Source organism: Xanthobacter dioxanivorans (assembly GCF_016807805.1).
Classification (GTDB): Bacteria; Pseudomonadota; Alphaproteobacteria; order Rhizobiales; family Xanthobacteraceae; genus Xanthobacter; species Xanthobacter dioxanivorans.
On sequence record NZ_CP063362.1, the window covers coordinates 472,089 to 495,326 of the forward strand.

A 23,238-nucleotide genomic window follows, 5' to 3' on the forward strand; every position below is an offset into this window, starting at 1 on the left:
TACAACTGGAGCCTGATCTATGAAGAAATTTAATATCCTCGCAACCGCGCTCGCTTTTACGTTGTCCATCGGGTCGGCGGAAGCCGCGAAGGTGCGCATCGGCTACTGGAGCTCCGGCGTGAGCCTCGGTTTCGGCTCCTTCCTGGAGGCCGGAAAGTTCATGGAAAAGCAGGGACTTGAGGTCGAATACGTCAAGTTCCCGGACGTGAACGCCCCCACCAAGGCCATGGCTGCCGGGGCCATCGACTTTGCCATCGGCGCCAGCGCCGGCAGCGCGCTTTCCGTCGCCTCCGACGGCCTGCCCATGAGCATCGTGCTCGCGACCCAGGTGGCGGATCTGGACTTCGTGGTGCTGGCGGAGTCGCCGGTGACGAAGATGGAGGACCTGAAGGGCAAGAAGATCGGGATGTCGCCTGCCGGCAGCGCCACGGCGGCGATCACCTCCGCGATCCTCATCAAGAATTACGGCATGGCCGCCTCCGACTTCCAGGCGGTGCCGGGCAACGATTCCCGCCTCGCCCAGTTCCTCGCCCAGAAGGAGATCGATGCAGCGGCGCTGCGCACCGTCACCATCGCGCTCCTGCCCGAACTGAAGATGAGGAAGATCGGCACGTTCCGCGAGGAGTGGAAGAAGATCACCGGCAAGGATGCCCCGCCGGTGCTCGGGGTTGGCCTCATGCGCGATGCCTGGATGAAGGACAATCCCGGCGCCCCGGCCAAGGTGATCGCCGGCATGCGCAGCGCCTTCGAGGCGGGCAAGGCCGACAAGGACGGGGTCGCCAAGGCCCTCATGGCGGCCGGCAACATCCCGGAGGCCGACGCCAAGGCTTATGCGGCGCTGTGGGACGGCATCTACACCGTTTCCATGGAGCCCGCCGACATCGCCTCCCTCAAGGCCGAGTTCGAGGTGTTCAAGAGCGTGGGCGCCGTGAAGGGGACCCTGCCCGACTCCGCCCTGAACGCTGCTCCCTACGAGGCCTCCAAGGCCATCAAGTGACCGCTCGCGACGGTCACCAAACCCTCGGGCCACCCCAGGCGGCCCGCACAACCCAGCAAGAGAGATCTGGAATGCCCAAGACCATGAAAGCCCTGCTGCTGCGGCAGCACGGCGATGTGAGTGATCTCGAGGTGGTGAACGATTATCCCGTTCCCGCCCCCAAGCCCGGAGAAGTGCTGATCCGCGTCGGTGCCTCCTCGTTCAACTATCACGACGTATTCACCGTGAAGGGCATGCCCGGCATCAAGGTGCCGCTGCCCGTCATCATCGGCCTCGACATGGCCGGCGAGATCGTCGAACTGGGCGAGGGCGTCGCCGGCTGGAGCGTCGGCGACCGGGTTCTCGTGAACCCGCTCAATCCCGCCAAGGGGCTGATGGGCGAGATGCTCGACGGCGGCATGGCGGAATATTGCGCGGTCTCCGCCGGCCAGCTCATCAAGATGCCCGGCGACGTGAGCTTCGTGGATGCGGCGGCGCTCCCGGTGGCGTACGGCACGGCGCACCGCATGCTGGTGACCCACAAGACGGTGAAGCCTGGCGACACGGTGCTCATCCTCGGCGCCTCGGGCGGTGTCGGCACGGGCTGCGTGATGCTTGCCAAGGAAATGGGCTGCGAAGTGATCGCGTGCGCCGGCTCCGAAGACAAGATGGCGCGCCTGAAGGAACTGGGCGCCGATCACGTGGTGAACTACCGCACCACGGATTTCTCCAAATGGGCCGTCGAGAAGTACGGCAAGCCCCAGCGCCGCACCCATGAGGGTGGTGTGGACGTGGTCATCAACTTCACCGGCGGCGACACCTGGGCGCCCTCGCTCAAGTGCGTCAAGCGCGGCGGCTCCATCCTCGTGTGCGGCGCGACCGCCGGCCACGATCCCAAGGAAGATCTCCGCTACATCTGGAGCTTCGAGCTGAAGGTCATCGGCTCCAACAGCTTCTACCACGAAAACCTGTCCGCCCTCATGGACATGATCCAGGAGGGACGCCTCAAGCCCGTGGTGGACAAGGTGCTGCCGCTGGAAGAGGCCGCCGAAGGCCTGCGCATGATCCGTGACCGCGAGGTCATGGGCAAGATCGTCGTCACCCCCTGAGAGGCCGCCATGTCTGAAGTTCCCATGACCAAGGAACAGGTGGAAGCTCTGCTCCTGAAGGGCCCGTTCCACCAATGGCTCGGCCTCTGCGTTGAGGAGGTGGGCGAAGGCACCATCCGCATCCGCGCCAAATGGCGGCCGGAATGGGTGGTGAACGCGGAGCGCGGCTATGCCCATGGCGGCATCCTCGCGACTCTCGTGGACCTCACCGCCGACTGGGCCCTCGTGTCGAAGACCGGGCGGGGCGTCCCCACCGTGGACCTGCGGGTGGACTATCACCGCGCCGCCATGCAGCACGACCTCATCTGCGTGGGCAAGGTCATCAAGTTCGGTGGCCAGCTCTGCGTCTCCGAAGCCCAGGTGCAGGACGAGGAAGGCCGGCTGCTCGCCAGTGGGCGCGGGGTCTACATGATCCCACCCAAGGCCTGAGGGGAAAATCCGTGGCCGAACTTGACCATGTGGTGATCAACACCCTCACGGAGATGGACGCGGCCGCGGACCTCTTCGCGGCGCTGGGCTTCCTGCTCACGCCGCGAGGCCACCATTCGCTCGGCTCCATCAACCATCTGATGATGACCGAAGGCGCCTATCTGGAACTGGTGGGCGTGCCCGAAACCGGGCTCCAGCGGCAGGAAGTTCTGGACAGCCCGACCGGCCTCAACGGCCTCGTGCTGAAGACCGGGGACGCGGACGCAACCGCCGCAGCCCTCGCCACGGCAGGCTTCGCGCCGCAGGGGCCGGTGGCCTTCTCCCGCCCCGTCGCCCTCGACGGGCGACAGGAGGAAGCACGCTTCCGCACCGTGCGGCTTCCCCCTGGCACCTTCCCCGGCGGGCGGGTCTATTTCTGCCAGCACCTGACACCGGACCTGGTGTGGCGGCCGGAATGGCTGCTCCATCCCAATGGCTTCTGCGGCATCGATCTGTTCCGGATCGAGAGCCCGGAGCCCGAGGCGCAGGCCGCGCTGTTCGCCCGCGCCTTCGGCGCGCCCGCGGAGCGCAACGGTGCGGACTGGCGGGTACCGCTCACCGCGGCGGAGATCCACGTTGCGCCGGGGTCTGCGGCGCGCTTCGCCACGGCGCGGCTCCTGTTCTCGGACCTCGACGAGATTGCGCGGCGCGCCGGCGCTCACGCCGAAGCCACCTGGGACCAGCAGGGTCCTGCGGAGGGGCGCCTCTCCATCCCCCGCCTGAATGTCAACTTGATCTGTCGGAGCAGACGATGAGCATTCCCCGCAATCTCGGCGATTTCGTCAGCCGGACAGGGGCGGCCGAGCGCCCCCTCATCATCGGCCTCGAATTCGACGGTTCCGCCCGCGTGATGAGCCGTGGCGCGTTCGACGCCTTGGCTGACGCCTTCGCGCGCGGCCTGCTGAAGCGCGGCATCCGGCGCGGCGAACGCATCGCCATCCTCGCCGCCAACCGGCCGGAGTATGTGGCCGTGTTCATGGGCGCCATGCGCGCGGGCATCGTGCCCGTACCGGTCAATTTCAAGTTCCCCGCCACCACCATCGCGCAGGTGATCGAGGATTGCGGCGCGCGGCTCGTGCTGCATGACGCGGAGCGCCTCGCGGCCCTGGCCGGCCGGGCGCCGGGCGTGGCTCGGGTTTCGTTCGACGGCGAGGGCGAGGCAAGCCTGGCTGCCTGGCTCGATCCCGGCCCGTTCGTGCCGCGGACGCCGGAGCCAGGAGAGACCGCCCTCAGCCTCTACACGTCCGGCTCCACGGGGCGGCCGAAAGGCGTGCTCCTCTCCCATGACTCGCACCTCTGGGTGGCGAAGACCCGCATGGAGGAGACCGACCTCTCCGGCGAGCGCGTTCTCATCGCCGCGCCGCTCTACCACATGAATGCGCTGGCCCTCGCCATCCTCGTCTGTGCCAGCGGGGCGACGGCGGTCATGCTGCCGCAGTTCAGGGCAGTGCCTTATATCGAGGCCATCAGCACCCATGGCTGCACCTTCCTGACCGCCGTTCCGCCAATGATCGCCATGATGCTGCGGGAGAAGGAGACACTGGCGCGGGCCGACTTGTCCGGGGTGCGCATGGTGCGCATGGGCTCGGCGCCGGTGAACGAGTCCCTCGCCGGGCAGATCCGCACGCTGCTGCCCAACGCGCGCATCATCAACGCCTACGGCACCACGGAGGGCGGCCCCATCGTGTTCGGCGGCCATCCCGATGGGCGCCCGGCCCCCATGGGCTCGGTCGGCTATCCGCACCCGCAGGTGGCGGTGCGGCTGGTGCACGGCGAGACGCCGGACACCGGCGTGCTGGAAATGAAGAGCCCCGCCATCATGCTCGGCTATCACAACCGGCCCGACGTAAGCTCCCCCATCACGCCCGACGGCTATTACAGCACCGGCGACGTTTTCCGGCGGGACGCGGACGGCTTCCATTTCTTCGTCGGCCGCGCCGACGACATGTTCGTGAGCGGCGGCGAGAACATCTTCCCCGGCGAGGTGGAGACGGTGCTGGAGAGCCATCCGGATGTGCTTCAGGCCTGCGTGGTGCCGGTGGCGGACGAGATCAAGGGACAGAAGCCGGTGGCCTTCGTGGTGCGCCGGCCGGGAGCAAGCCTCGATGAGGCGGCGCTCAAGAGCTATGTGCTGGCCAACGCCCCGGCCTACCAGCATCCGCGCCGGGTGTGGTTCCTGGACCAGATGCTGCTGGCCTCCACCAACAAGATCGATCGCGCCGCCCTGCGCCAGCGTGCAGAGGCCGAATTCAAGCCGGTGACCGCATCATGAACGCCCTGCCGACCATGGAGGCCCGCCCGAAGGCCATTGAGGACCGCGCCTGGGTGGATGAGGCGGTGCGGCGCATAGAGGCGGATATCAACCGCTCGGCCGACACCCATCTCATCCGCCTGCCCCTGCCGGGCGCCCCCGGCATCACGCTTTATCTGAAGGATGAATCGAGCCATCCCACGGGCAGCTTGAAGCACCGTCTGGCCCGCTCGCTCTTCCTCTATGCGCTGTGCAACGGATGGATCGGTCCGAGCACCACCATCATCGAGTCATCCTCGGGCTCCACGGCCATCTCGGAAGCCTATTTCGCGCGCCTGCTGGGCCTTCGTTTCATTGCAGTGATGCCCCGCAGCACGTCGCCCGAAAAGGTGGCCGCCATCGCCTTCGAGGGCGGCGAGCCCCATCTCATCGATGGCTGGGACACGTCCGGCGAGGCGCGCCGGCTCGCCGCCACGCTGGGCGGTCATTACATGGACCAGTTCACCTTCGCCGAGCGGGCAACCGACTGGCGCGGCAACAACAACATCGCAGAATCCATCTTCGACCAGATGGCGCGCGAGCCCCATCCGGTGCCGCGCTGGATCGTCTGCGGCGCCGGAACCGGCGGCACGGCGGCGACCCTCGGCCGGTTCGTGCGCTACCGCAAGTTTGCCACCCGCATCTGCCTCGCGGACCCCGTGGCGTCGGTGTTCCACCGCCATCACGCCGACCGCTCGGTGCGGCAGGTGGCGGCCTGCACGAGCGTGATCGAGGGCATCGGCCGCACGCAGGTGGAACCGTCCTTCATCCCCGACCTGGTGGACCGGACGGTGGTGGTGCCCGACGCCGCCAGCATCGCCGCCGCGCGCAAGGTGAGCGCCCTCATCGGACGGTCCTGCGGCGGGTCCACCGGCACAAACATCATCGCCTGCCTCGCCCTCATCGGCGAGATGACGGCGCGCGGGCAGGATGGCTCCATCGTCACGCTGCTCTGCGATTCCGGAGAACGCTACCGCTCCACGCTCTATGACGACGCGTGGCTCGCCACGCAGGGCTTCGACCTTTCTCAACACAGTGCGCGGCTCGACGCGGTCTTTGGATCGCGCCCATGAGCCGCCGGATCGGGGCACAGATCATGCCGTCCGCCTTCGACTGGGACATCGGCTATCCCTCCCGCCGCCTGCCGGTGTTCGGCAACAATGTGGTGTCGACCTCCCATCCCCTTGCGGCGCAGGCAGGCCTGAAGATGCTCTGGAAGGGCGGCAATGCGGTGGATGCCGCCGTCGCCGCCGCCGCTGCCATGACCATTGTGGAGCCCTGCTCCAACGGCCTCGGATCGGACGCCTTCTGCATCCTGTGGGACGGCGGGCAACTGCATGGCCTCAATGCCTCCGGCTGTGCCCCGCGGGCCTGGACGGCCGATTATTTCCGCGCGAAGTACGGCGCCGATGCCCGCACGCCCCCCATGCGCGGCTGGGACAGCGTGACCATTCCCGGCGCGGTGGCGAGCTGGGTGGCGCTCTCGGAGCGGTTCGGCCGCCTGCCGTTCGCCGACCTGCTGGAACCCGCCATCGAAGTGGCGGAGCGCGGCTATCTCGTCTCCACCAACGTGCAGCACAAATGGACCGCCGCTGCGAACCTGCCCCAGCTCGCGCGTCAGCCGGGCTTTGCCGAGACGTTCCTGCCAAAGGGGCGCGCGCCCCATGTGGGCGAGCATTTCCGCCTCGCAGCCGCCGCGCGCGCCTTGCGTCTTATCGCGGAGACCAAGGGCCGCGCCTTCTACGAGGGCGAGATCGCGCAGGCGCTGGACGCGCACGCCCGCGCCCATGGCGGCGCGCTGACGGTTTCGGACCTCGCCGGCTACAGTGCGCAATGGGTCGAGCCGGTGGCGAAGGACTATCGCGGCTCCACCGTCCACGAGATCCCGCCCAACGGGCAGGGCATCGCCGCGCTCATCGCGCTGGGCATACTCTCGCACTTCGACCTTGCCGGCCTCGGCGCCGACAGCGTCGCGGCGCAGCACCTCCAGATCGAGGCCATGAAACTCGCCTTCGCCGACGTGTATCGCTATGTGGCGGACCCTGCGGCCATGGAGCTTTCGCCCGCCGACATGCTGGACGATGGCTATCTTGCCACCCGTGCCAGACTGATCGACCCCGCCCGCGCCACCCCCTTCGCGCCCGGAAATCCGGTGAAGGGCGGCACCATCTACCTCACGGCCGCGGACGCCTCGGGCATGATGGTGAGCTTCATCCAGAGCAATTACATGGGCTTCGGCTCCGGCGTGGTGCTGCCGGATTATGGCATCTCCCTGCAGAACCGGGGCTTCGGCTTCAGCCTCGACGCGCAAGCGCCCAATGGCGTGGCGCCCGGCAAGCGGCCATTCCACACCATCATTCCCGGCTTCCTCACCCGCGACGGTGCGCCCGTCATGAGCTTTGGCGTGATGGGCGGCAACATGCAGCCGCAGGGGCATGTGCAGACCCTCGTGCGCATGCTGGACTTCGGCCAGAATCCGCAGGCCGCATGCGATGCCCCGCGCTGGCGCTTCGAGCAGGGCCTGACCATCAATGTGGAGGCTGGCGCCGACCCGTCCCTCGTCGATGGCCTGTCCGCCCTCGGGCACGACGTGGCGCCGCTGACCGACAGCTACATGGACTTCGGCGCCGGCCAGTTCATCTGGCGCATGGGCGATCCGTCGCTGGAAGGCTACGCCGCCGCGAGCGACCCGCGCCGCGACGGTCAGGCCGTGGTGGGCTGACGCAGCCAGGAGCGCATCCATTTCGCCAGAATGGGGGGCCGGACTCCCGCCCTGGGAATCCGGGCAGACCATGTGTTGTGAAAGGGTTGGGGTTGCGGCGGGCGGAGGCATCCAACACCCGTTCGATCCGCCCCCGTGACTACGAGCAGGTTGAAACGAATACTCAGGGGACGAAGACCCTCCGGCGGCGGCGGCTCCTGCCGCGCATGGTCCTCCATGATCGCGAAGGCCATCAGCTGGTCGAGGGTTGCCCTGCCGGATCGGGACATCCGCTGTGCTCACAGGCTGTGAGCGACCTGGCGGCAACGGAGATCCTCAACCTAAAAAATTTATCTATCTTGAAAAAATCAATTTTATGTCCTACTGGAGCAATCGTGAGGCATGCCCCGCGGCGCACGCCGCGCGCGCGGCCGAGCGATTACCCGGATCAATATGGGCAGGGAGAGACGCATGAAACTGGCAACGTTCACCACCGGCCAGACGGCGGAAATCGGCCTCGTAAGAGGCGACAGGCTCCTCTCGCTCACCCGCGCGGCGCCGCAGCTGGCGCCGGACATGATGGCGCTGATCGCCGGCTGGGATGCCCTCGAGGCAGAGGTGCGGCGGCTCGATGCTGCCGGCGAGACCCACCTCGACCTGTCCGAAGCGCGCCTCCTCGCGCCCGTGCCGCACCCGCGCAAGATCCTGGCCATCGGCCTCAACTATGCCGACCATGTCGCCGAGAGTGGACTGCCGACGCCGGAGCACCAGCTCTGGTTCGCCAAGCTGCCCAACACCGTGAACGGTCCCTATGACGACGTGCAGATTCCCCTTGCTTCCGACAAGGTGGACTATGAGGTGGAGCTGGTCGCGGTGATCGGCCGGCCGGGTCGCCATATTGCCGCCGCGGCGGCGCCGCAGCACGTGTTCGGCTATTGCGTGGGCAACGACGTTTCCGTGCGCGACTGGCAGATCCAGACGCCCCAGTGGGTGCTGGGCAAGTCGTTCGACGGCCATGGCCCCATCGGCCCCTGGATCACCACGGCCGACGAGATCGGCGATCCTCATCGCCTCGACATCCGCTGCCTCGTGAACGGTGAGCTGCGGCAGGACTCCAACACCCGGCACCTGGTGTTCGATGTGTGGCAGCAGATCGCGCATTTGAGCGAGGCCATGACCCTGGAGCCCGGCGACCTGCTCTTCACCGGTACGCCAGGCGGCGTGGGCTGGGCCATGCAGCCGCAGCAGGTGCTCAAGAGCGGCGATCGAGTGCGGTGCGAGATCGCCGAGCTGGGTGCCATCGAATGCCGCATGGTGCCGGAGGCCGCCCCGGCGGCGCGGCGTGCGTCCAACGCCGCCTGAGGCACCCCGCCTTCGTTTCCGTCGTTCGCCGACGCGCCGTCGGTCGGGGCGGCGCATCCGCCGCCACGCGGGTCAAGATAAAACAGATACCAAGGAGGAAAGCATGCCACTCGTCATGAAGCTCGGATATCTCGAGATCGGCGTCAAAGCGGTCCCGGAGAGCCTCGGTTACTACAACGGCGTCATGGGTGCCGAGCTGACCGAGACCTCGTCGGACGGTACCGCCCACCTCAGCGTCGGCAACGATCACCATTGCCTGGTGATCAAGCCGTCGCAGCAGCCCGGGCTCGGTGCGGTCGGCCTTCAGCTGCGCCCGCCGGTCACCCTCGATGAGGTCGCCAAACGCCTCTCCGACATGGGGATTGCGGTGGACACCCGCAGCGACAGCCGGCCGGGCATGCCCCGCCTTCTCGCCGCCACTTTCCCCGGCGCGCCGGTCTTCGAGCTCTACGAGCACATGGCGGAAGTGGGTCCGCGCACCGACAATGTGGGCTTCTCCCCGAGCCGGCTCGGCCACGTGGCCCTTCTGTCCACGGAGGCCAAGCGCCTGGTGGAGTTCCTCCACGAGGGCCTCGGCTGCTGGACGACCGACTGGTTCGACGACCGCGCCACCTTCCTTACCTGCAATCGCGACCACCACGTGTTCAACGTGCTCGACGCGCCGTTCAACGGGCTGCATCACGTGGCCTTCCAACTGGTGGACGCACGCCACCATTTCGATGCCGCCGACCGCTTGACCATGGAGAAGATTCCGCTGCTGTGGGGCCCGTCGCGCCATACCGCGGGACACAACATCGCCTCTTACCATCGCGCGCCGGAAGGCTCCCTCATCGAGCTCTATTCGGACATGGACGTCTATGTTCCCGAGCTCGGCATTTTCGAACCCCGCGCCTTCCACGAGGATCAGCCTCAGAAGCCGAAGGTCTGGTCCCTGTCCAATCTCTCGGCCTGGCACACGGAGTTCGCCTTCGATCTGGCGCGTGGCTAGAGCAAACGCCGATCAGATTGATCCGACCGGATCAGATCGCGCTCTCAGCATCGCATGTTCGTCCTTTGATGGTCCGCAGCGGGCGCCCCGGTGGCGCCCGTTTTCGTTGGCGGTCCGCAACTCCGTCCGGGCCGCTCGCCGGCGATACCGAGGCGCCATAGAAAAGGGCCCCGCATTGCTGGCGGAGCCCTCTCGGCACGGTGGATCGCCGAAGATCGGGGTCAGTGCGGGGGCATGCCGGCGTGGCTCATGTCATGAAGCGGCCCGGTGCCGATCATCGCCGGGGTGTCGAGGCGCGCGCGCCAGCCGTCAAGAAGCGGGTTCAGGGCCGAGAGTGTCGCCGCCCCGCCATAGGAATAATAGTCCGGCCGCATGAGCACCGCCACGCAGCCCAGCTCGTCGAAATAGCGGCCATAGACCCCTTCCACATCCCGGAGGTCGGAATCCGCTCCGAAATGGGCGATGACGCCGCCCCTGGCTGCGAGGGCCGCGCGGTTTTCCGCCGAGAGCTGGACCAGCACGCCGGCGTCCTTCGCCAGCAGGACGAAGCCCGAGCCCACCACATCGTCGAACAAACCGCTGCGGCCGCCCAACTTCACCACCCCCTGGGGGACCAGCAGGCCGGCACCCGGGGCCTCCGCATCCCAGACGCCAAGGCCCAGCTGGGGCTTGGGCGGCGGCGGCGCGCGGTATTCGGGATCGGCGCATCCAGCCGTCATCTCCCGGTCGCGCGCTTGCGCCTCCATGGGGTCGGAGATGCAGATGACCTTGCCGAGTTGAACGGAGAAACGGATCAATTCCTGAACGTGGCCGCCACGTTCGGGCCCGTAGCTCTCCAGGAGCCCTTCGCCGCCTGCGCCGCGCAGGATGAGGTCGAGCCGCCAGGCCAGCCCCAGCGCATCGCGCATGCCGCTGCACATGCCCTGGCCGGCGAACGGCGGCATCAGATGGGCGGCGTCTCCGGCGAGCATCACGTTGCCGGCGTTCCAGGACCTGGCCCACTGGCCACGGAACGTATAGACTGCGTGGCGCTCCAGCACCGCGTTCTCCGGGGTGATGTCCCAGGGCGCGAGGAGCCGCCAGGCGACCTCGGCGCGATTCATCTCCCACGGCTCCTCACCGGGCAGCAGCATGAATTCCCAGCGCCGACGGCCCGGTCCGCCTGGGACCACGGTGGTGGGCCGGCGCGGATCGCACAATTGCCAGCATTCCGGCTCCCACAGCCGCTGCGTCTGGGGAAGCGCATCCACCACCAGCCAGTTGAAGGCGAAGCCGAGGTCCTCCATCTCGATGCCCAGCCAGCGGCGCACGAACGAATTGGCGCCGTCCGCCCCGACGAGGTAGCGCGCCCGCACGCGGCTGCGCGCACCGCTGGCCACCCATTGCCCGTCGCGCACGACGCCCTGCTCCAGGTCGACCAGCACGCCTTCCCCGTCCTGCGACAGGCCGGTGGCCGACCAGCCCTGCCTCACGACCACAGAGGGCTGGGCCTTCACATGGCGGTCCAGCACCTGCTCGAGCTCCGGCTGGGCGAAGAAGTTGGCGGCGGGCCAACCGCTCAGGCCATGGCCGCTCCAGTCGAATTTCAACAGCAACTGGTGGTCGGCGTTCCGCCATTCATAGTCGTTGGGACGGTGGATGATGCGGTTGACGTCGGCCATCACGCCGGCGCTCTGGAGGATGCGGCCGACCTCGTCGTCGAAATGCACGGCGCGTGGCAGAGGGTAGAGATTGGGCCAGCGGTCGCACACCAACACCCGATGCCCCTGGCGCGCCAGCAACAGCGCCAGGAGTTGCCCTGTCGGCCCGTACCCGACGATGGCGACATCCGCCGTTTCCAATTCCGTCATGTTCGTTTCCTCTCCTGTTCCTTGATGGGTGTGGCGTTCACCATGTGGCGCGCAGGCGCCCCGTCAGTCGCCTTCCAGCCGCACGAGCTGCTTGCCGAGGTTCCGGCTGGTCAGCAGCCGCAGGAAAGCATCCGGCATGCTTGCGATGCCTTCGGCGATATCGAATTTGGAGTGGATGCGGCCGGCCTCGTACCAGCGTCGCAGCCGCGCCCGACCGGCTTCGTGCCGGGCGGCGTAATCGGAGAACAGGAAGCCGCACACGGTGGCGCGCGCCACCAGGATCTGCCGCAGGAAGCGTGGCCCCGTGTCCGGCGCGCCGAAGGTATCGGCGAGGCTGGCGGTCCCGACCACCACCACCCGCGCATCGAGCGCCAGATTCTGCATGGCGGCGTCGTGGATGGGACCGGCGGTGTTGTCGAGGAAGAGGTCCACGCCCTGCGGGCAGGCCTCGGCCACGGCGGCGGGCAGATCGGCGGCGGCGCGATAGTCGATCACCGCATCATAGCCCGCCTCCCGGCACCACGCGGCCTTCTCGGCGGAACTCGTCACCGCCACGGCGCGGCATCCGGCGAGCTTCGCCAGTTGCCCGGCGATCTGCCCCACCGATCCGGCGGCGGCGGAGATGAGCACGGTGTCGCCGGCCTTCATCGCGCCGGCGTCGAACAGGGCGAAATAGGCGGTGAGACCATTGAGGCCGAACAGATCGAGCCAGTAGGGCAGCGGCGCCAGCGCCGGATCGATCCGACGGACGTCGCCCGGCGAGAGCACGGCATATTCCTGCCAGCCGAAGGCGAAGTCGGCCACCACCAGGTCGCCGGCGGCAAAGCCCGGCGATCGCGACTCCAGCACCCGGCCGACGGCCCCACCCACCATCACCTCGCCGAGGCCGACGCCGGCCGCATAGTTGGGTTGCGGTGAAATGCGCCCGCGCATGTAGGGCGCGACATCGAGGTAGAGGGCTTTGACCAGCAGATGCCCGGGCGCCACCTCCGGCGCCTCGGTCTCCACCAGCTCCCAGTTCGAGGCTTCGGGACGGCCGCTGGGAAACGATATGAGCCGCCACTGCCGGTTTTTCACCATCTGCACCTCCCAGATCTCCCGAGCCGATGGGGCGACATCGATGGCGCATGGATGGGGCCGGCGATGGCGCAGGTAATGATGACCTTGTTCACGATTTCTCCTGTGCAGCTCGCTCTTGCTTGCGACGTCCGTCGCCGCGGCATGCCCGGCGCGCTAAGGAACCTTCACGGGCAGCATGAATTGGAGCCAGAAGCGGTCACCTTCGGGCCGGTTTCCGGTGCCGAACTCATGCTGCCATTTGAGGCCGATGGCGCCGCTGGGACCGCCGTAGGAAATCTGCGGGCCCACCGCGAAGCCTTGCTGGCGGAAGCCGTCGAGATAGACGACCCCGTCCAGCTGATCGTCGCTGAACTGCTTGATGATATAGCCGCCCAGCCCGATGGCGAGCCCCGGGATCTTGTCGAAGGCATGCCAGTTGGCGCCCCAATCGAGAAAGAACAGGGAGCCCGAGCTGTAGCCGGTGTCTTGGTTCTTACTGTGAAACTCGACACCGATGGCGCCCGAAATGTCGAGGGTCGGCATCGGCAGCCAAGTGAAGGTCGTGTGGGGATTGAAGGTGTAGAAATTGTTCGAGGTGGGTCCCCCGGTGGGTACAAAAACATCAAACGCGGCGTAGCCGAAGAAGGTTCGATCGGCGTTCGACCAGCCGATATCGACAGGTTGCAGGGTGATGTCGCCGAATCCGAAGTTGCCCTGGGAACCGAACACCGTGCCCACATCCGCATTCATCACCGGCACGACGATGCCCGACGCCAGCCGGAACGGCCCGAGGTCCACATCCCACGTGTGGAACAGGCGCCCGGCATTGACGGCCACATTGGCGCTGAAGCCGGGAACCGAGCTGGTCCCCTGGCTGTTGGTGAAGGCGTCGGCGGTGTAATAGACGGCGTAATTCTGGTACCAGGTCTCGCCCGGTCCCGGCATGGCGCCCGCCATGATGGTATTGACCCCGATGGGATAGGCGATGGCCCCGTTCTCTGTGGCGTGCGACGTCGCGGCTGCGACCAGTGCGGCGACGGTGGCGCAGGCGCCAAGAAGCCTCCTCGACATGGATGGCGATCTCCCTGAAATTTGTTGTTTTGATTGGATTCTGAGGAGCAGTCAGGCGGCCGGTTTCGGCATGCCCTCCGGCGCCCCGCGGGTGACGAGCCGCGGCGCCGTTTCCTTCAGGGCGAGGCACACCAGGAAGCCGGCAAACACCGCTCCGGCCGCCAGATAGAGAATGGACGCGATGCCGAAGTGGTGCGCGACCGTGCCGGCGATGATGGGCGCGATGCCGCCGCCGAAGATCTCGCCGGTGCCGACCACGATGCCCGATGCGGTCGTCATCAGGGTCGCTGGCACCGCCTCCACGCTCAATGGCCCCACGGTGAGGCAGATGAGCGCGAAGTTGAAAAAGCTGGTGCCGAACAGTGCGAAGAAGAGCCAGCCCGGCTCGGCGCCGGCATTCATCAGCAGCACCAGGAAAGCGAGGGTTCCGAGGGCGGAGGCGATCATGATCGGCTTGCGGCCGAGACGATCGGACAGCCACGGCATGAGGATGGTGCCGAGCGCGGCGCCGAAGCCGATGCCCGATACCACGAACCCCATGGACGGGACGTCGAGCCCGATGTGGTCGGTGAGGTAACTGGGCATCAGGGCGCTGGTGACAATGAGGCAGGTGAGCCAGCACGGCATGGCCAGCATGTTCAGCGGCACGTTGCGATACTTGAACACATCGCTCCAGCGGTGGGCGGAGGCATCGTGGGTGGCGGTGTGGATGGCGGCGACCTTCGGCGGCACATCGCGCAGCACCCGGTAGGCGAGGAACGCCACCAGGAAGCCGGGTGCGGCGACGAGCAGGAAGATCCAGCGCCAGTCGACGATCTGCAGCAGCTGGGTGACGAGAACGGGCGTCAGGCCGAGGCCCAGCAGCGGCAAGGTGGCCTGCTGGATGCCGAGATTGAGCCCATGGCGCGTCGGATGGGATGCTTCCAGGGTGGCGGTGATGCTGGCCGGAGTGAAGGCCCCCTCCGAGAAGCCCATGAGCGCCCGGAACACGATGAGCCCGCCAACCCCGCTCGCAAGGCCACTGGCGCCGGCCAGCGCCGAAAACACGATGAGCGAGCCGATGATGACCTTCCGGCGGCCGATGCGATCGGCGAGGTTGCCCATGAACAGCGCGGCGATGCCCCAGGCGATGGCGAGGCTTCCGGCGATATGACCAAGATCCTGATAGTTGAGATTGAGATCTTTCATTATGGCCGGAAACATCGGCATGATCATGAAACGGTCGATGCCGACGATTCCAAAGCCCATGGAAAGCAGGGCGACCGCCTTCCACTCATAGCCCTGGCCTGGCTGCACTTTGGCCATGGTCTTCCTCCCCGTATTTGTGTCTTTTTATGCCGCCCGATGAAGCGGTGAGCGCCGACGCCGATGGCGTTGCGCCCAACGTCCCACCCGCCCCGACCATCCGCTTCGCCATGGCGGCGGATTGATATTGATGACAAAAATAAATGAGTCAATAAAAAATCAATTTTATAACCTTGCCGCGTCGACGCGGGCGGAAGCGGGCGCGGGCCGCCTGCACGCCGTCCAAGAGGCTGTCGCGGCCCACCAAACAATCGCCGGCCCACAAACATATTATTGATTTATTTTAATAAAATTGATTATGATGCGCACCGTGCGAGTGGTGAAGGGGAAGATGATGACGCAACCGGCGCAGCAGGGCTCAACCAGCCTTGCCGAAGAGGTCTATGCGACGATGCGTGCGGACATCCTGTCCTGCCGGCTATCGCCCGGCATGAAGCTGAAGATCTCCGAATTTGCCGAGCATTTCTCCACCGGCCTTGCGGCCGTGCGCGAGGCGCTGTCGCGCCTGAGCGCCGAAGGGCTTGTCACGTCCGAGCCGCAGAAGGGGTTCCGGGTGGCGCCCGTGTCGGCGGACGATCTTATCGACCTCACCAAGGCGCGGCTGCATGTGGAAGAGGAATGCGTGCGCCGCTCCGTCACCCTTGGCTCGCTGCAATGGGAAGGCGAGCTCGCGGCCGCCTTCCACCAGCTCGATCGCACCCCCCTGCTGGCCCCTGATGGGCAGCGGGTCAGCGATGAGTGGGAACGGCTCCACCAAGAATTCCATGAGGCGGTGGCATCGGCTTGCGATTCCCAATGGCTCCTGCGCATCAGAAGGCAGTTGTCGGAGCATGCGGAGCGCTATCGCCGGCTTTCCGGCCCGATCGACCGCTTCACCCGCAATGTCGCCATGGAGCACCGCGCCCTGTTCGAAGCCGCCATGGCCCGCGACCCCAACACCGCCGCCAAATTGATCGTCGCCCATCTCCGTGAAACGACACGCATTCTGCTCGAGGCCGCGAGCGGCAACGCCGAGGGCGCGAGCGCGCCGAAGGTGGCGCGCCGCCCCACCCGCAAGGCGCCGCCATCCGAAGGCCGCCGCAGCCGGATGGCTGCTGCCCGGGAACAGTGAGATACGCAAGGTGTCCGTCGCGGGATCTCGATGCTGCGTCGCCAGTCGTCACCAGAATCGCAACTGTATTGGGAGACTTCTATCGCCCACTTCAGGTCGCAAAGCTCCACCGACACCAGAAGGTCTACACTTCGCTATCGACCCGATTCTGAATGAGGCTCGACCGCATGCAGCTTCCAGCCGGGTGATCTGCCGGCTGACGGCCGGGGTGTGACATGGAGAAGATCTGCCCCGAACCGATCCCTCCCGTACGACAGCCAGGAGATGGCGAAGACCGCGTTGATCGAGGGACTCGATCAGGGCCGGGCCAATCGGCTCCGGCACCTGCCTTCTCCAATCGCATTCGCAGAGTGGTTTCGCCTGACGCCGCCAGCTAGCCGCTCGCAGGCCGCGCAAAACGGCGGGCGCCTGCGGAGAGCCCGACACGGCCAGATCGCTCACCCAGGTCCCACCACAAGCCTGCGAAGCCCCGAACACCCTGCCGAGCAACTTCGATCAGCAGGTGCTCGTCGGCACCGTGCTGTTTGCAGCCGTTGTGGCCATGCGGGATCCAAACTAAGGGAACCGACAGGACGTCCTGGAAGACATCCCCCGGCATGCCGCCGGACACCTGCGGAATGACTTGGCTCGGAATGCCCAACGATTCGGTGAAGCTGCGCGCTACGAACTCAACCCACTCGTTCGGAAGTGGCTTGGCGCTCGCGGGCATCCCGATCCGACCATTCTCAATGCGCACGTCTTGGAAGCCGGCAGCGTCGAGATGCCGGCGTAGCGCAGGAACGATGATCTCAGGGTCGGTGCCGGGAACGTAACGGATCTGGCAATGAGCAATGGCATCGGGTGCCACCGCGTTCATGGGCTGCTCGGATTTTCCCGATAACATCGACAGGACGATGAAGCTGTTCCAGGCGTACAATTTCTCCGCCGGCGACAGAGCGGGCTCGCCCCAGTCCGGTTCTATCCTGGCCGCGTCCGTTCCGGGGTCGAGCGGGCAGCCCTCCAGCATGGAGCGAATACGATCCGGCAAGGGCGCCCCGCCTTCGGGCAGCCAGTCGCGCACCAGGATGCGTCCATTTCGATCGCAAATCGCTGCCAGCGCGTGTGACAGCACGATAGCCGGGTCGTCCGTGAGGCCGCCCCAATGGCCGGAGTGCACGCCGCCCTTGCGTGGCGCGACGATCAGGTCGAAATGATAGTTGCCGCGCGAGCCCGCGGCGATCGTGGGCATTCCCGGGGAACCGCGTGGCCCATCGCTGGCGATGAATACATCGGCCGCAAGCCGCTGGGCATTGACCTGAACGAACTCTCGCAGGCCGATGGAGCCGCGCTCTTCTGCCATCTCCAGCACCAGCGTCACGTTGAAGCCCAAACGTCCGTCTCGGGCCTGAAGCACGGCCTCCAGAGCGAAGAGGTTGATGACATGCTGGCCCTTGTTGTCAGCCGTTCCACGACCGTACCAGCGGTCGTGACGCCTCTGGAGCGCCCACGGGACCAGCCCCTGGCTCCACTCCCCGTCCATGCCGAGCACCCCGTCGCCATGGCCGTAGGTGATGACCGTCGGCAGTTCCGGGCTCTCGATCCGCTCCAACAGAAGGATTGTGCCGCCGCCCCGCGCATTGGGGTGAACTTCGGAGCGGAATCCCATCCCTGACAGCCAGGGGATGATGCCGCCGATGAGGTAGCGTTCGAGCTCCGGCTCGAGGGCCGGGTCTTGGGAACAACTTGGAATCGCCACGAGCTGTGCAAGCCGGTCTTCGAAGCGGCCTGAGGCGAAGGAGGCGTCCGCCAGGGCGATGGCGTCACTGCGGGTCATGTCGCTTTCCTGAATGCGGTCATCTCTTGGGAGAGGAAGCCCACCAACCGGTCGACCGACGTCGGCAGCCTTCGTTGAGCGCGAACGATCAGATGTGCACTGGCCTGAACGAGGAGGCTATCGGTCAGGGGTACGCACTTCACCTCGCTCCAGCTCCGTCACGACGGAGAACTTGGGCAGGAAGGTCACGCCGAGACCGGATGTCACGAAACGGCGCAGGACTTCAATCGAGCTCGCTTCAAGAAGGGGAATCAGAGCGACGCCGCTATCCGCCGCCACCCGCCCAACCAATTGCCGAACACCGTGTCCCTTTGCCAGCAGGCCGCATGGAAAATCGACGCACTCGCGCAGAGAAATCTCGTCGCGCTCTCCAAGCGGGTGTCCTTTGGGCGTGACGAGGTAAAGCGACTGCCGTGCTATCGCCGCCGACCTGATGCGCGTGTCTATCACCGGGTTATAGCAGCTCCGATGTCGGCATCGCCATTGGTAATGGCGTCGAGCAGCGAAGGTTTCGATCGAGAGCCCGCGCGGGGCCGGTCCCTGGCCGCAGATCACGTGCTGCCGACCGGTTGCGGCGTGGTGGAGGATAATCGGGATCTCGCCTCCTGGTCCGTTGAGATGGGGCTCGGCAACCTGGAGCATGAACCCCGCCGCGACGGCGGCGTCGAGGCATTGCCTCCCCGCTCGAGCACCGCTATGGCCACTTGGCTGGCGAGCCAATGGGTGCTGCATGCCATGCCGAACGTGCCGGCGGTCTCAGGTCGGGTCGTGAACATGATACGGGACCGCCACTTGAGAGAGGGGCGCCCTGCGCGTGCAGGTGATGGCGCATATGAAGAGGGGGCCGGCGACGCCATGCGCAGCCAGCCCCCTGGTGCGTCGAACGATCGCTCGACGATCACTCAGGTGCGTAACCGAAGCTCACCGGAGAGTTCGCGGAGGTCTCGACCCAAACGCTCTTGGTCTGGGCATAGGCCATCAGCGCCTCCCTGCCGGACGAGCGACCGTAGCCACTGCCGCCGAAGCCACCGAACGGCGACATGACGCTGATGGTCTTGTAGCCATTGATCCAGAAGGTCCCCGCGCGGACGGCAGCAGCCACGCGATGAGCGCGCGCAACGTGGCCTTCCGACCCCACATCGTGCTTGGCGACCCGAGCAAGGAGAACTGGGCCCTCGACTCCGCCGCCAGCACTTATGCCAACGTGATGATCGACGCCTGCCGGACGGCTGGCTTCGAACCGCGCGTGAATGCGCGCTGCAACAGCTTCGAGGTGGTCCGCGCCCTCGTGCGCTCGGGTTGCTCAATCTCGATCACGCCGAAGCTTCGGGCACACGATTGCGATGGCGGTCTGGTTCTGAAGGCGACCAGACCCCGTATGGTACGGCAGCTTTCAATTGCATATCGACGCGGCGAGACGCGCAATCCGTCGATAGCTGCATTCATAGCTCAGCTGCACGCAGCGGTAAGAGTTTTCCCTGCCGATTGACAAAAATGGGCGATCATCGTCCCGTCACCGTAGTCATCGCTTATACAATGCACTCGTGGTGTGTCCCAGCATGGCGCATAGGTATTTAATCCAGAATTTTGATGGTCTGCAGAATTTAATGGTGCGCAGGAATGGAAAGATGCGCGACGGGCTAGGTTCTGCACGGGTGGCCGCGCTCACGGAAGCCAGGGTTTCGACGGACAGCTCGAACACGCTGGCTTGATGCCGCCGCCAAGATCTTTCCCAGGCGCATGTGGGGCGAGTTCATCGAGAATGCCCACGCTATTCCCGAGACCCATGCCTTTTCAGTGGAGCTGCGCCTGCGCCGCGCTGATGGAGCGGAGGAGATCCACGCCCTCGCGTTCGAGGAGCATGACCATGCCCATATGAATCTGGGCGACGAGGACGACGCCCACGCGCGCGCCCACGCTGCCGATATCGGCGATCGCTTTGCCGGCCGCCCGGTGACGACCTGGCAGATCATCGTCTTCGGATTGACGGGCGGGCGGATCCCCTGCCCGGCGGCGATCACCGTGCTGCTGATCTGAATGCAGCTGAAGGCCTTCAGCCTCGGCTTCGTCCTGGTCCTGTGCTTCAGCATCGGCCTTGCACTCACGCTGGTGTCGGCCGGCGTGCTCGCCCGGCGCGCGCCCCTATGCCTCCGCCGTCCTGATCCTGATGGTCGGCCTTTATACCGGCTGGCTCGGCTGGCATGGCCTCGGGTCGGCGCACGCCCCATCGGCGGGCAACGCCGCGCGGGCTCAGATCCACACGTCATGAGACGCACGGCTGCCCGCCGATGCCGCCCACCGTGTCGGTGAGCGCCGTGGCCGGCAGGTTGATCACGCGCTCCCGGCTGCCTCGGATCCGATGGAAACAGTGATTTCCGGCCGAGATCATCAGGCCGACGAGGGATGGCGAGAACTCAGGAGCCGAGTGCCAGCCCGGTGCATGGTCACGGCGCGATGCGCGGCGGCTGGCCCTCCTCCCGATCGCGCACGATCCGATCCCACAGGTTTTCCGCGGCGATGGAGAGCGCGCGGTCGCGCCGACGGATCATGAACAGCGGGCGCACCGCGCCGCGGTTCGAGAGCGGCACCGCAACCAGATCCTCGCGCAGGCACAGGGGCAGGGCCGATTCCGGCACCAGGCTGATGCCGAAGCCCGCCGCCACCAGCCCCGCCACCGTGCCGAACTGCGCCACCTCGAAGCCGCTGTCGCGCACCTGCGCGTCGATGAGGAGAGGCTTCAGGTGCTGCCAGACGCTGCCGGTGCGCACCGTGTGGATCATGTCCCGGCCCTTAAGGTCCCTGAGGCTCACCTTGGCGCGCTTCGCCAGCGGGTCGCCGGCGCGGCACAGCACGAGGAAATGCTCATGGAACAGGAGGTGGGACGCGAACTCCAGGTCGTTGCCCTGCTGGGCGTTGAGGCCGAAATCCACCTGTCCCTGCAGCACCAGGTCGAGGCAGCGATCGGCCACCACATCGTGCAGGCTGAGCGCGATGGCGGGATGCTCGCGCCGGAACACGGCCAGCAGTGCGGGCAGCCACGCGGAGGCCATGGACGGCGGCGCCGCGATGGCAACGCGTCCGACCCTGAGGCTCGCCCGCCGCTTCAGCTCATCCACCGCCGTCTGCATCTCGCCGGCGATGCGCCGGGCGCCGGCGGCGAACACTTCGCCCTCCGCGGTCAGGGTCACCGTGCGGGTGTCGCGGTCGAACAGGCGCACGCCCACCACCTGCTCCAGCCTGGCGATGGCCTGGCTGAACGCGGAGGGCGACATGTGGCAGCGCTCCGCCGCCACCGAGAAGCGCCGCGCCTCCTCCAGCGCCAGGAACGCGTCAATCAACCGGCCGGACAGGTTCATGAAGCAAAGCCGCATAATTGTTTGGATAATTCCATTTAACTTGTGGCGCGCGCCGCGGCAATCTCCGCCGCGGAGGACATTTGGGCATGGAGACATTGGCCATCGGCTGCGGCGCGGGCTTTTCGGGCGACCGCGTGGATGCGGCGGCGCCGGTGGTGCGCACCCTCATCGCGCGCGGCGGTCCGGCCGCGCTCATTTTCGAGACCCTCGCCGAGCGCACCCTCGCGGCGGCACAGCTCGCCCGGCGCGCGAACCCGGACAAGGGCTACGAGCCGCTGCTGGAGATGACCCTGCGCCCGGTGCTCGCGGACTGCCTCGCGCACGGCATCACCATCGTCGGCAATTTCGGCGCGGCCAATCCCGGGGGCGCCGCCCGCGCCGTCGCGGAGCTGGCGCAGGAACTCGGCCTCGGGCGCCCGCGCATCGCGGTGCTGGGAGGCGACGACCTGTCCGAGGGCGAGGGCCGCGCCCGCGTCGCCGCGAGCCTCGGCAACGCCTTCGACGCCGACCGCTTCGTCTGCGCCAACGCCTATCAGGGCGCATTCGAGATCGCCGACGCTATCCGCGCCGGGGCCCAGGTGGTGGTCACCGGCCGCGTCGCCGATCCCTCCCTCACCCTCGGCCCGGCCATCGCCCACTATGGGTGGGGCCGCACGGACTGGGACCAGCTCGCCGGGGCGACCATGGCGGGCCACCTGCTGGAATGCGGGGCGCAGGTGTCCGGCGGCTATTTCGCCGATCCCGGCCGCAAGGAAGTGCCGGGCCTGGAAGACGTGGGCTTCCCCATCGCTGAGATCGCGCCGGACGGCAGCACCGTCATCACCAAGGCGGACGGTACCGGCGGCCTCGTCAGCGCCATGACGGTGAAGGAGCAACTGCTCTATGAGCTGCACGACCCGGCCGCCTACATCACCCCCGACGTGGTGGCCGACATCACCGCGGCGGACGTGGAGGAGCTGCGGCCTGGGGCGGTGCGCCTGTCGGGCGTGCGCGGCCACCCCCGCACGCCGACCCTGAAGGCCAATGCTTTCTTCGACGGCGGCTGGTTCGGCGACGCCGAGATCTCCTATGCTGGCCCCAACGCCGAGGCCCGCGCCCGCCTCGCCATGGAGGTGATGCGCCGGCGCCTCGGCGACGTGCTGACCCTGCGCTTCGACCTGATCGGCGTCCTCAGCGTGCTCGGCGACGATGCCGGCGCCATGCTGGCCGCGGTGCCCCCGGCGGAGCCACGGACGTGCGGCTGCGGGTGGCGGCGCGCACCGACGACGAGGCGCTCATCGATCGCCTGCATCGCGAGGTCACCGCCCTGTGGACCGGCGGGCCGGCGGGCGGGGGTGGGGTACGCACCGCCAAGCGACGGCGGCTCACCATGCGCTCGTGCCTCGTGCCACGGGAGGCGCTGCCCGCCTCCTTCACCTTCGCCGCCTGATCCGGAGAGGCCCATGGACCGGCGCACGCTCTACGACATCGCCCACGCCCGCACCGGCGACAAGGGCAACCATTCCAACATCAGCCTCATCGCCTACCGGCGCGAGGACTGGGACCTGCTGGTAGCGCAGGCGAGCGAGGCGCGCGTCGCCGCCCATTTCGCCTACCGCCGGCCGAGCAGCGTCACCCGCTACCTGCTGCCCCGCCTCGCCGCCATGAACTTCGTGCTGGAGGACGTGCTGGATGGCGGGGTGAACGATTCCCTCGACCTGGACATGCACGGCAAGGCCCTGTCCTTCCACCTGCTCACCCTGCCCATCGCGTAACGCCGCCCAAAGTCAAAAAACAACC

At 66.9% G+C, this 23,238-nt stretch carries 20 protein-coding genes and 4 pseudogenes; 15 read left to right on the forward strand and 9 right to left on the reverse strand.

The annotated features are described in order from the left end of the window. Positions 1-19: 19 nt before the first annotated feature. The 9 genes from EZH22_RS02265 to EZH22_RS02305 all read left to right on the forward strand — a co-directional run bounded on the left by EZH22_RS02265 (position 20) and on the right by EZH22_RS02305 (position 9,894). Positions 20-997: an ABC transporter substrate-binding protein gene (locus tag EZH22_RS02265; protein ID WP_203194188.1), complete on the forward strand. Its 978-nt coding sequence runs from the start codon at positions 20-22 to the stop codon at positions 995-997. A gap of 71 nt (positions 998-1,068) precedes the next feature. Continuing rightward, a complete protein-coding gene (locus tag EZH22_RS02270; RefSeq protein WP_231711267.1) occupies positions 1,069-2,085 on the forward strand; it encodes an SDR family NAD(P)-dependent oxidoreductase in 1,017 nt (338 codons plus the stop codon). 9 nt (positions 2,086-2,094) lie between these two features. Continuing rightward, complete coding sequence (locus EZH22_RS02275) at positions 2,095-2,514, forward strand: PaaI family thioesterase (RefSeq protein WP_203194189.1); 420 nt, start codon at positions 2,095-2,097, stop codon at positions 2,512-2,514. An 11-nt stretch (positions 2,515-2,525) separates the two neighbouring features. Then, on the forward strand, positions 2,526-3,308 hold the full coding sequence (locus EZH22_RS02280; RefSeq protein WP_231711268.1) for a VOC family protein: 783 nt from the start codon (positions 2,526-2,528) through the stop codon (positions 3,306-3,308). Then, on the forward strand, positions 3,305-4,825 hold the full coding sequence (locus tag EZH22_RS02285; RefSeq protein WP_203194190.1) for a class I adenylate-forming enzyme family protein: 1,521 nt from the start codon (positions 3,305-3,307) through the stop codon (positions 4,823-4,825). Before EZH22_RS02280 ends, EZH22_RS02285 begins: the two co-directional genes overlap by 4 nt. Then, a complete protein-coding gene (locus EZH22_RS02290; protein WP_203194191.1) occupies positions 4,822-5,916 on the forward strand; it encodes a PLP-dependent cysteine synthase family protein in 1,095 nt (364 codons plus the stop codon). Before EZH22_RS02285 ends, EZH22_RS02290 begins: the two co-directional genes overlap by 4 nt. Then, on the forward strand, positions 5,913-7,565 hold the full coding sequence (locus tag EZH22_RS02295) for a gamma-glutamyltransferase family protein (RefSeq protein WP_269902904.1): 1,653 nt from the start codon (positions 5,913-5,915) through the stop codon (positions 7,563-7,565). The genes EZH22_RS02290 and EZH22_RS02295 overlap by 4 nt, the downstream gene beginning before the upstream one ends. 450 nt (positions 7,566-8,015) lie before the next feature. Beyond that, a complete protein-coding gene (locus tag EZH22_RS02300; RefSeq protein WP_203194192.1) occupies positions 8,016-8,906 on the forward strand; it encodes a fumarylacetoacetate hydrolase family protein in 891 nt (296 codons plus the stop codon). A 103-nt stretch (positions 8,907-9,009) separates the two neighbouring features. After that, a complete protein-coding gene (locus EZH22_RS02305) occupies positions 9,010-9,894 on the forward strand; it encodes a VOC family protein (protein WP_203194193.1) in 885 nt (294 codons plus the stop codon). A gap of 221 nt (positions 9,895-10,115) precedes the next feature. On the opposite strand, the gene mhpA is transcribed toward EZH22_RS02305, so the two are convergent. From mhpA to EZH22_RS02325, 4 genes are all read right to left on the reverse strand, one after another. Further along, a complete protein-coding gene (gene mhpA, locus EZH22_RS02310; protein WP_203194194.1) occupies positions 10,116-11,744 on the reverse strand; it encodes a bifunctional 3-(3-hydroxy-phenyl)propionate/3-hydroxycinnamic acid hydroxylase MhpA in 1,629 nt (542 codons plus the stop codon). Positions 11,745-11,807: 63 nt separating this feature from the next. After that, complete coding sequence (locus EZH22_RS02315; RefSeq protein WP_203194195.1) at positions 11,808-12,824, reverse strand: NADP-dependent oxidoreductase; 1,017 nt, start codon at positions 12,822-12,824, stop codon at positions 11,808-11,810. Between the two features lie 153 nt (positions 12,825-12,977). Further along, positions 12,978-13,874 (reverse strand): SphA family protein, encoded by an 897-nt coding sequence (locus tag EZH22_RS02320; RefSeq protein WP_203194196.1) that lies wholly within the window; start codon positions 13,872-13,874, stop codon positions 12,978-12,980. Between the two features lie 51 nt (positions 13,875-13,925). Beyond that, positions 13,926-15,179 carry an MFS transporter gene (locus EZH22_RS02325; protein WP_203194197.1) on the reverse strand — a complete coding sequence of 418 codons (1,254 nt, stop codon included), beginning with the start codon at positions 15,177-15,179 and terminating at the stop codon, positions 13,926-13,928. 331 nt (positions 15,180-15,510) lie between these two features. On the opposite strand from EZH22_RS02325, the gene EZH22_RS02330 reads away from it, so the two are divergent. After that, positions 15,511-16,290: a GntR family transcriptional regulator gene (locus EZH22_RS02330; protein WP_203194198.1), complete on the forward strand. Its 780-nt coding sequence runs from the start codon at positions 15,511-15,513 to the stop codon at positions 16,288-16,290. 373 nt (positions 16,291-16,663) lie between these two features. On the opposite strand, the gene EZH22_RS02335 is transcribed toward EZH22_RS02330, so the two are convergent. From EZH22_RS02335 to EZH22_RS02345, 4 genes and pseudogenes are all read right to left on the reverse strand, one after another. Continuing rightward, entirely contained in the window at positions 16,664-18,103 is a 1,440-nt protein-coding gene (locus tag EZH22_RS02335) for a M20/M25/M40 family metallo-hydrolase (RefSeq protein ID WP_203194199.1), read from the reverse strand. 117 nt (positions 18,104-18,220) lie between these two features. Continuing rightward, a complete protein-coding gene (locus EZH22_RS31585; RefSeq protein WP_231711605.1) occupies positions 18,221-18,553 on the reverse strand; it encodes a LysR substrate-binding domain-containing protein in 333 nt (110 codons plus the stop codon). 63 nt (positions 18,554-18,616) lie between these two features. Further along, a pseudogene (locus EZH22_RS02340) lies at positions 18,617-18,879 on the reverse strand (gamma-glutamyltransferase); the annotation flags it as partial. A gap of 122 nt (positions 18,880-19,001) precedes the next feature. Continuing rightward, positions 19,002-19,226: pseudogene (locus tag EZH22_RS02345) on the reverse strand (aldehyde dehydrogenase family protein); the annotation flags it as partial. Between EZH22_RS02345 and EZH22_RS02350 the strand changes: the two are divergent. Both EZH22_RS02350 and EZH22_RS02355 read left to right on the forward strand, forming a co-directional pair. Further along, on the forward strand, positions 19,209-19,592 hold the full coding sequence (locus tag EZH22_RS02350) for a LysR substrate-binding domain-containing protein (RefSeq protein ID WP_210352034.1): 384 nt from the start codon (positions 19,209-19,211) through the stop codon (positions 19,590-19,592). The pseudogene EZH22_RS02345 and the gene EZH22_RS02350 overlap by 18 nt on opposite strands. A gap of 221 nt (positions 19,593-19,813) precedes the next feature. After that, positions 19,814-20,372 (forward strand): annotated as a pseudogene (locus EZH22_RS02355) (HoxN/HupN/NixA family nickel/cobalt transporter); the annotation flags it as partial. Positions 20,373-20,547: 175 nt separating this feature from the next. Here EZH22_RS02355 and EZH22_RS02360 read toward each other — a convergent pair. Continuing rightward, the gene (locus EZH22_RS02360) at positions 20,548-21,459 is read right to left on the reverse strand and encodes a LysR family transcriptional regulator (protein ID WP_203194201.1); all 912 of its coding nucleotides are present in this window, start codon (positions 21,457-21,459) and stop codon (positions 20,548-20,550) included. 86 nt (positions 21,460-21,545) lie between these two features. On the opposite strand from EZH22_RS02360, the pseudogene EZH22_RS33130 reads away from it, so the two are divergent. The 3 genes and pseudogenes from EZH22_RS33130 to EZH22_RS33140 all read left to right on the forward strand — a co-directional run. Then, positions 21,546-22,577: pseudogene (locus EZH22_RS33130) on the forward strand (acyclic terpene utilization AtuA family protein); the annotation flags it as partial. Between the two features lie 128 nt (positions 22,578-22,705). After that, on the forward strand, positions 22,706-22,888 hold the full coding sequence (locus tag EZH22_RS33135) for a hypothetical protein (RefSeq protein WP_456300863.1): 183 nt from the start codon (positions 22,706-22,708) through the stop codon (positions 22,886-22,888). A 13-nt stretch (positions 22,889-22,901) separates the two neighbouring features. Next, on the forward strand, positions 22,902-23,213 hold the full coding sequence (locus EZH22_RS33140; RefSeq protein ID WP_203194202.1) for an AtuA-related protein: 312 nt from the start codon (positions 22,902-22,904) through the stop codon (positions 23,211-23,213). The last annotated feature ends 25 nt before the right edge of the window (positions 23,214-23,238 follow it).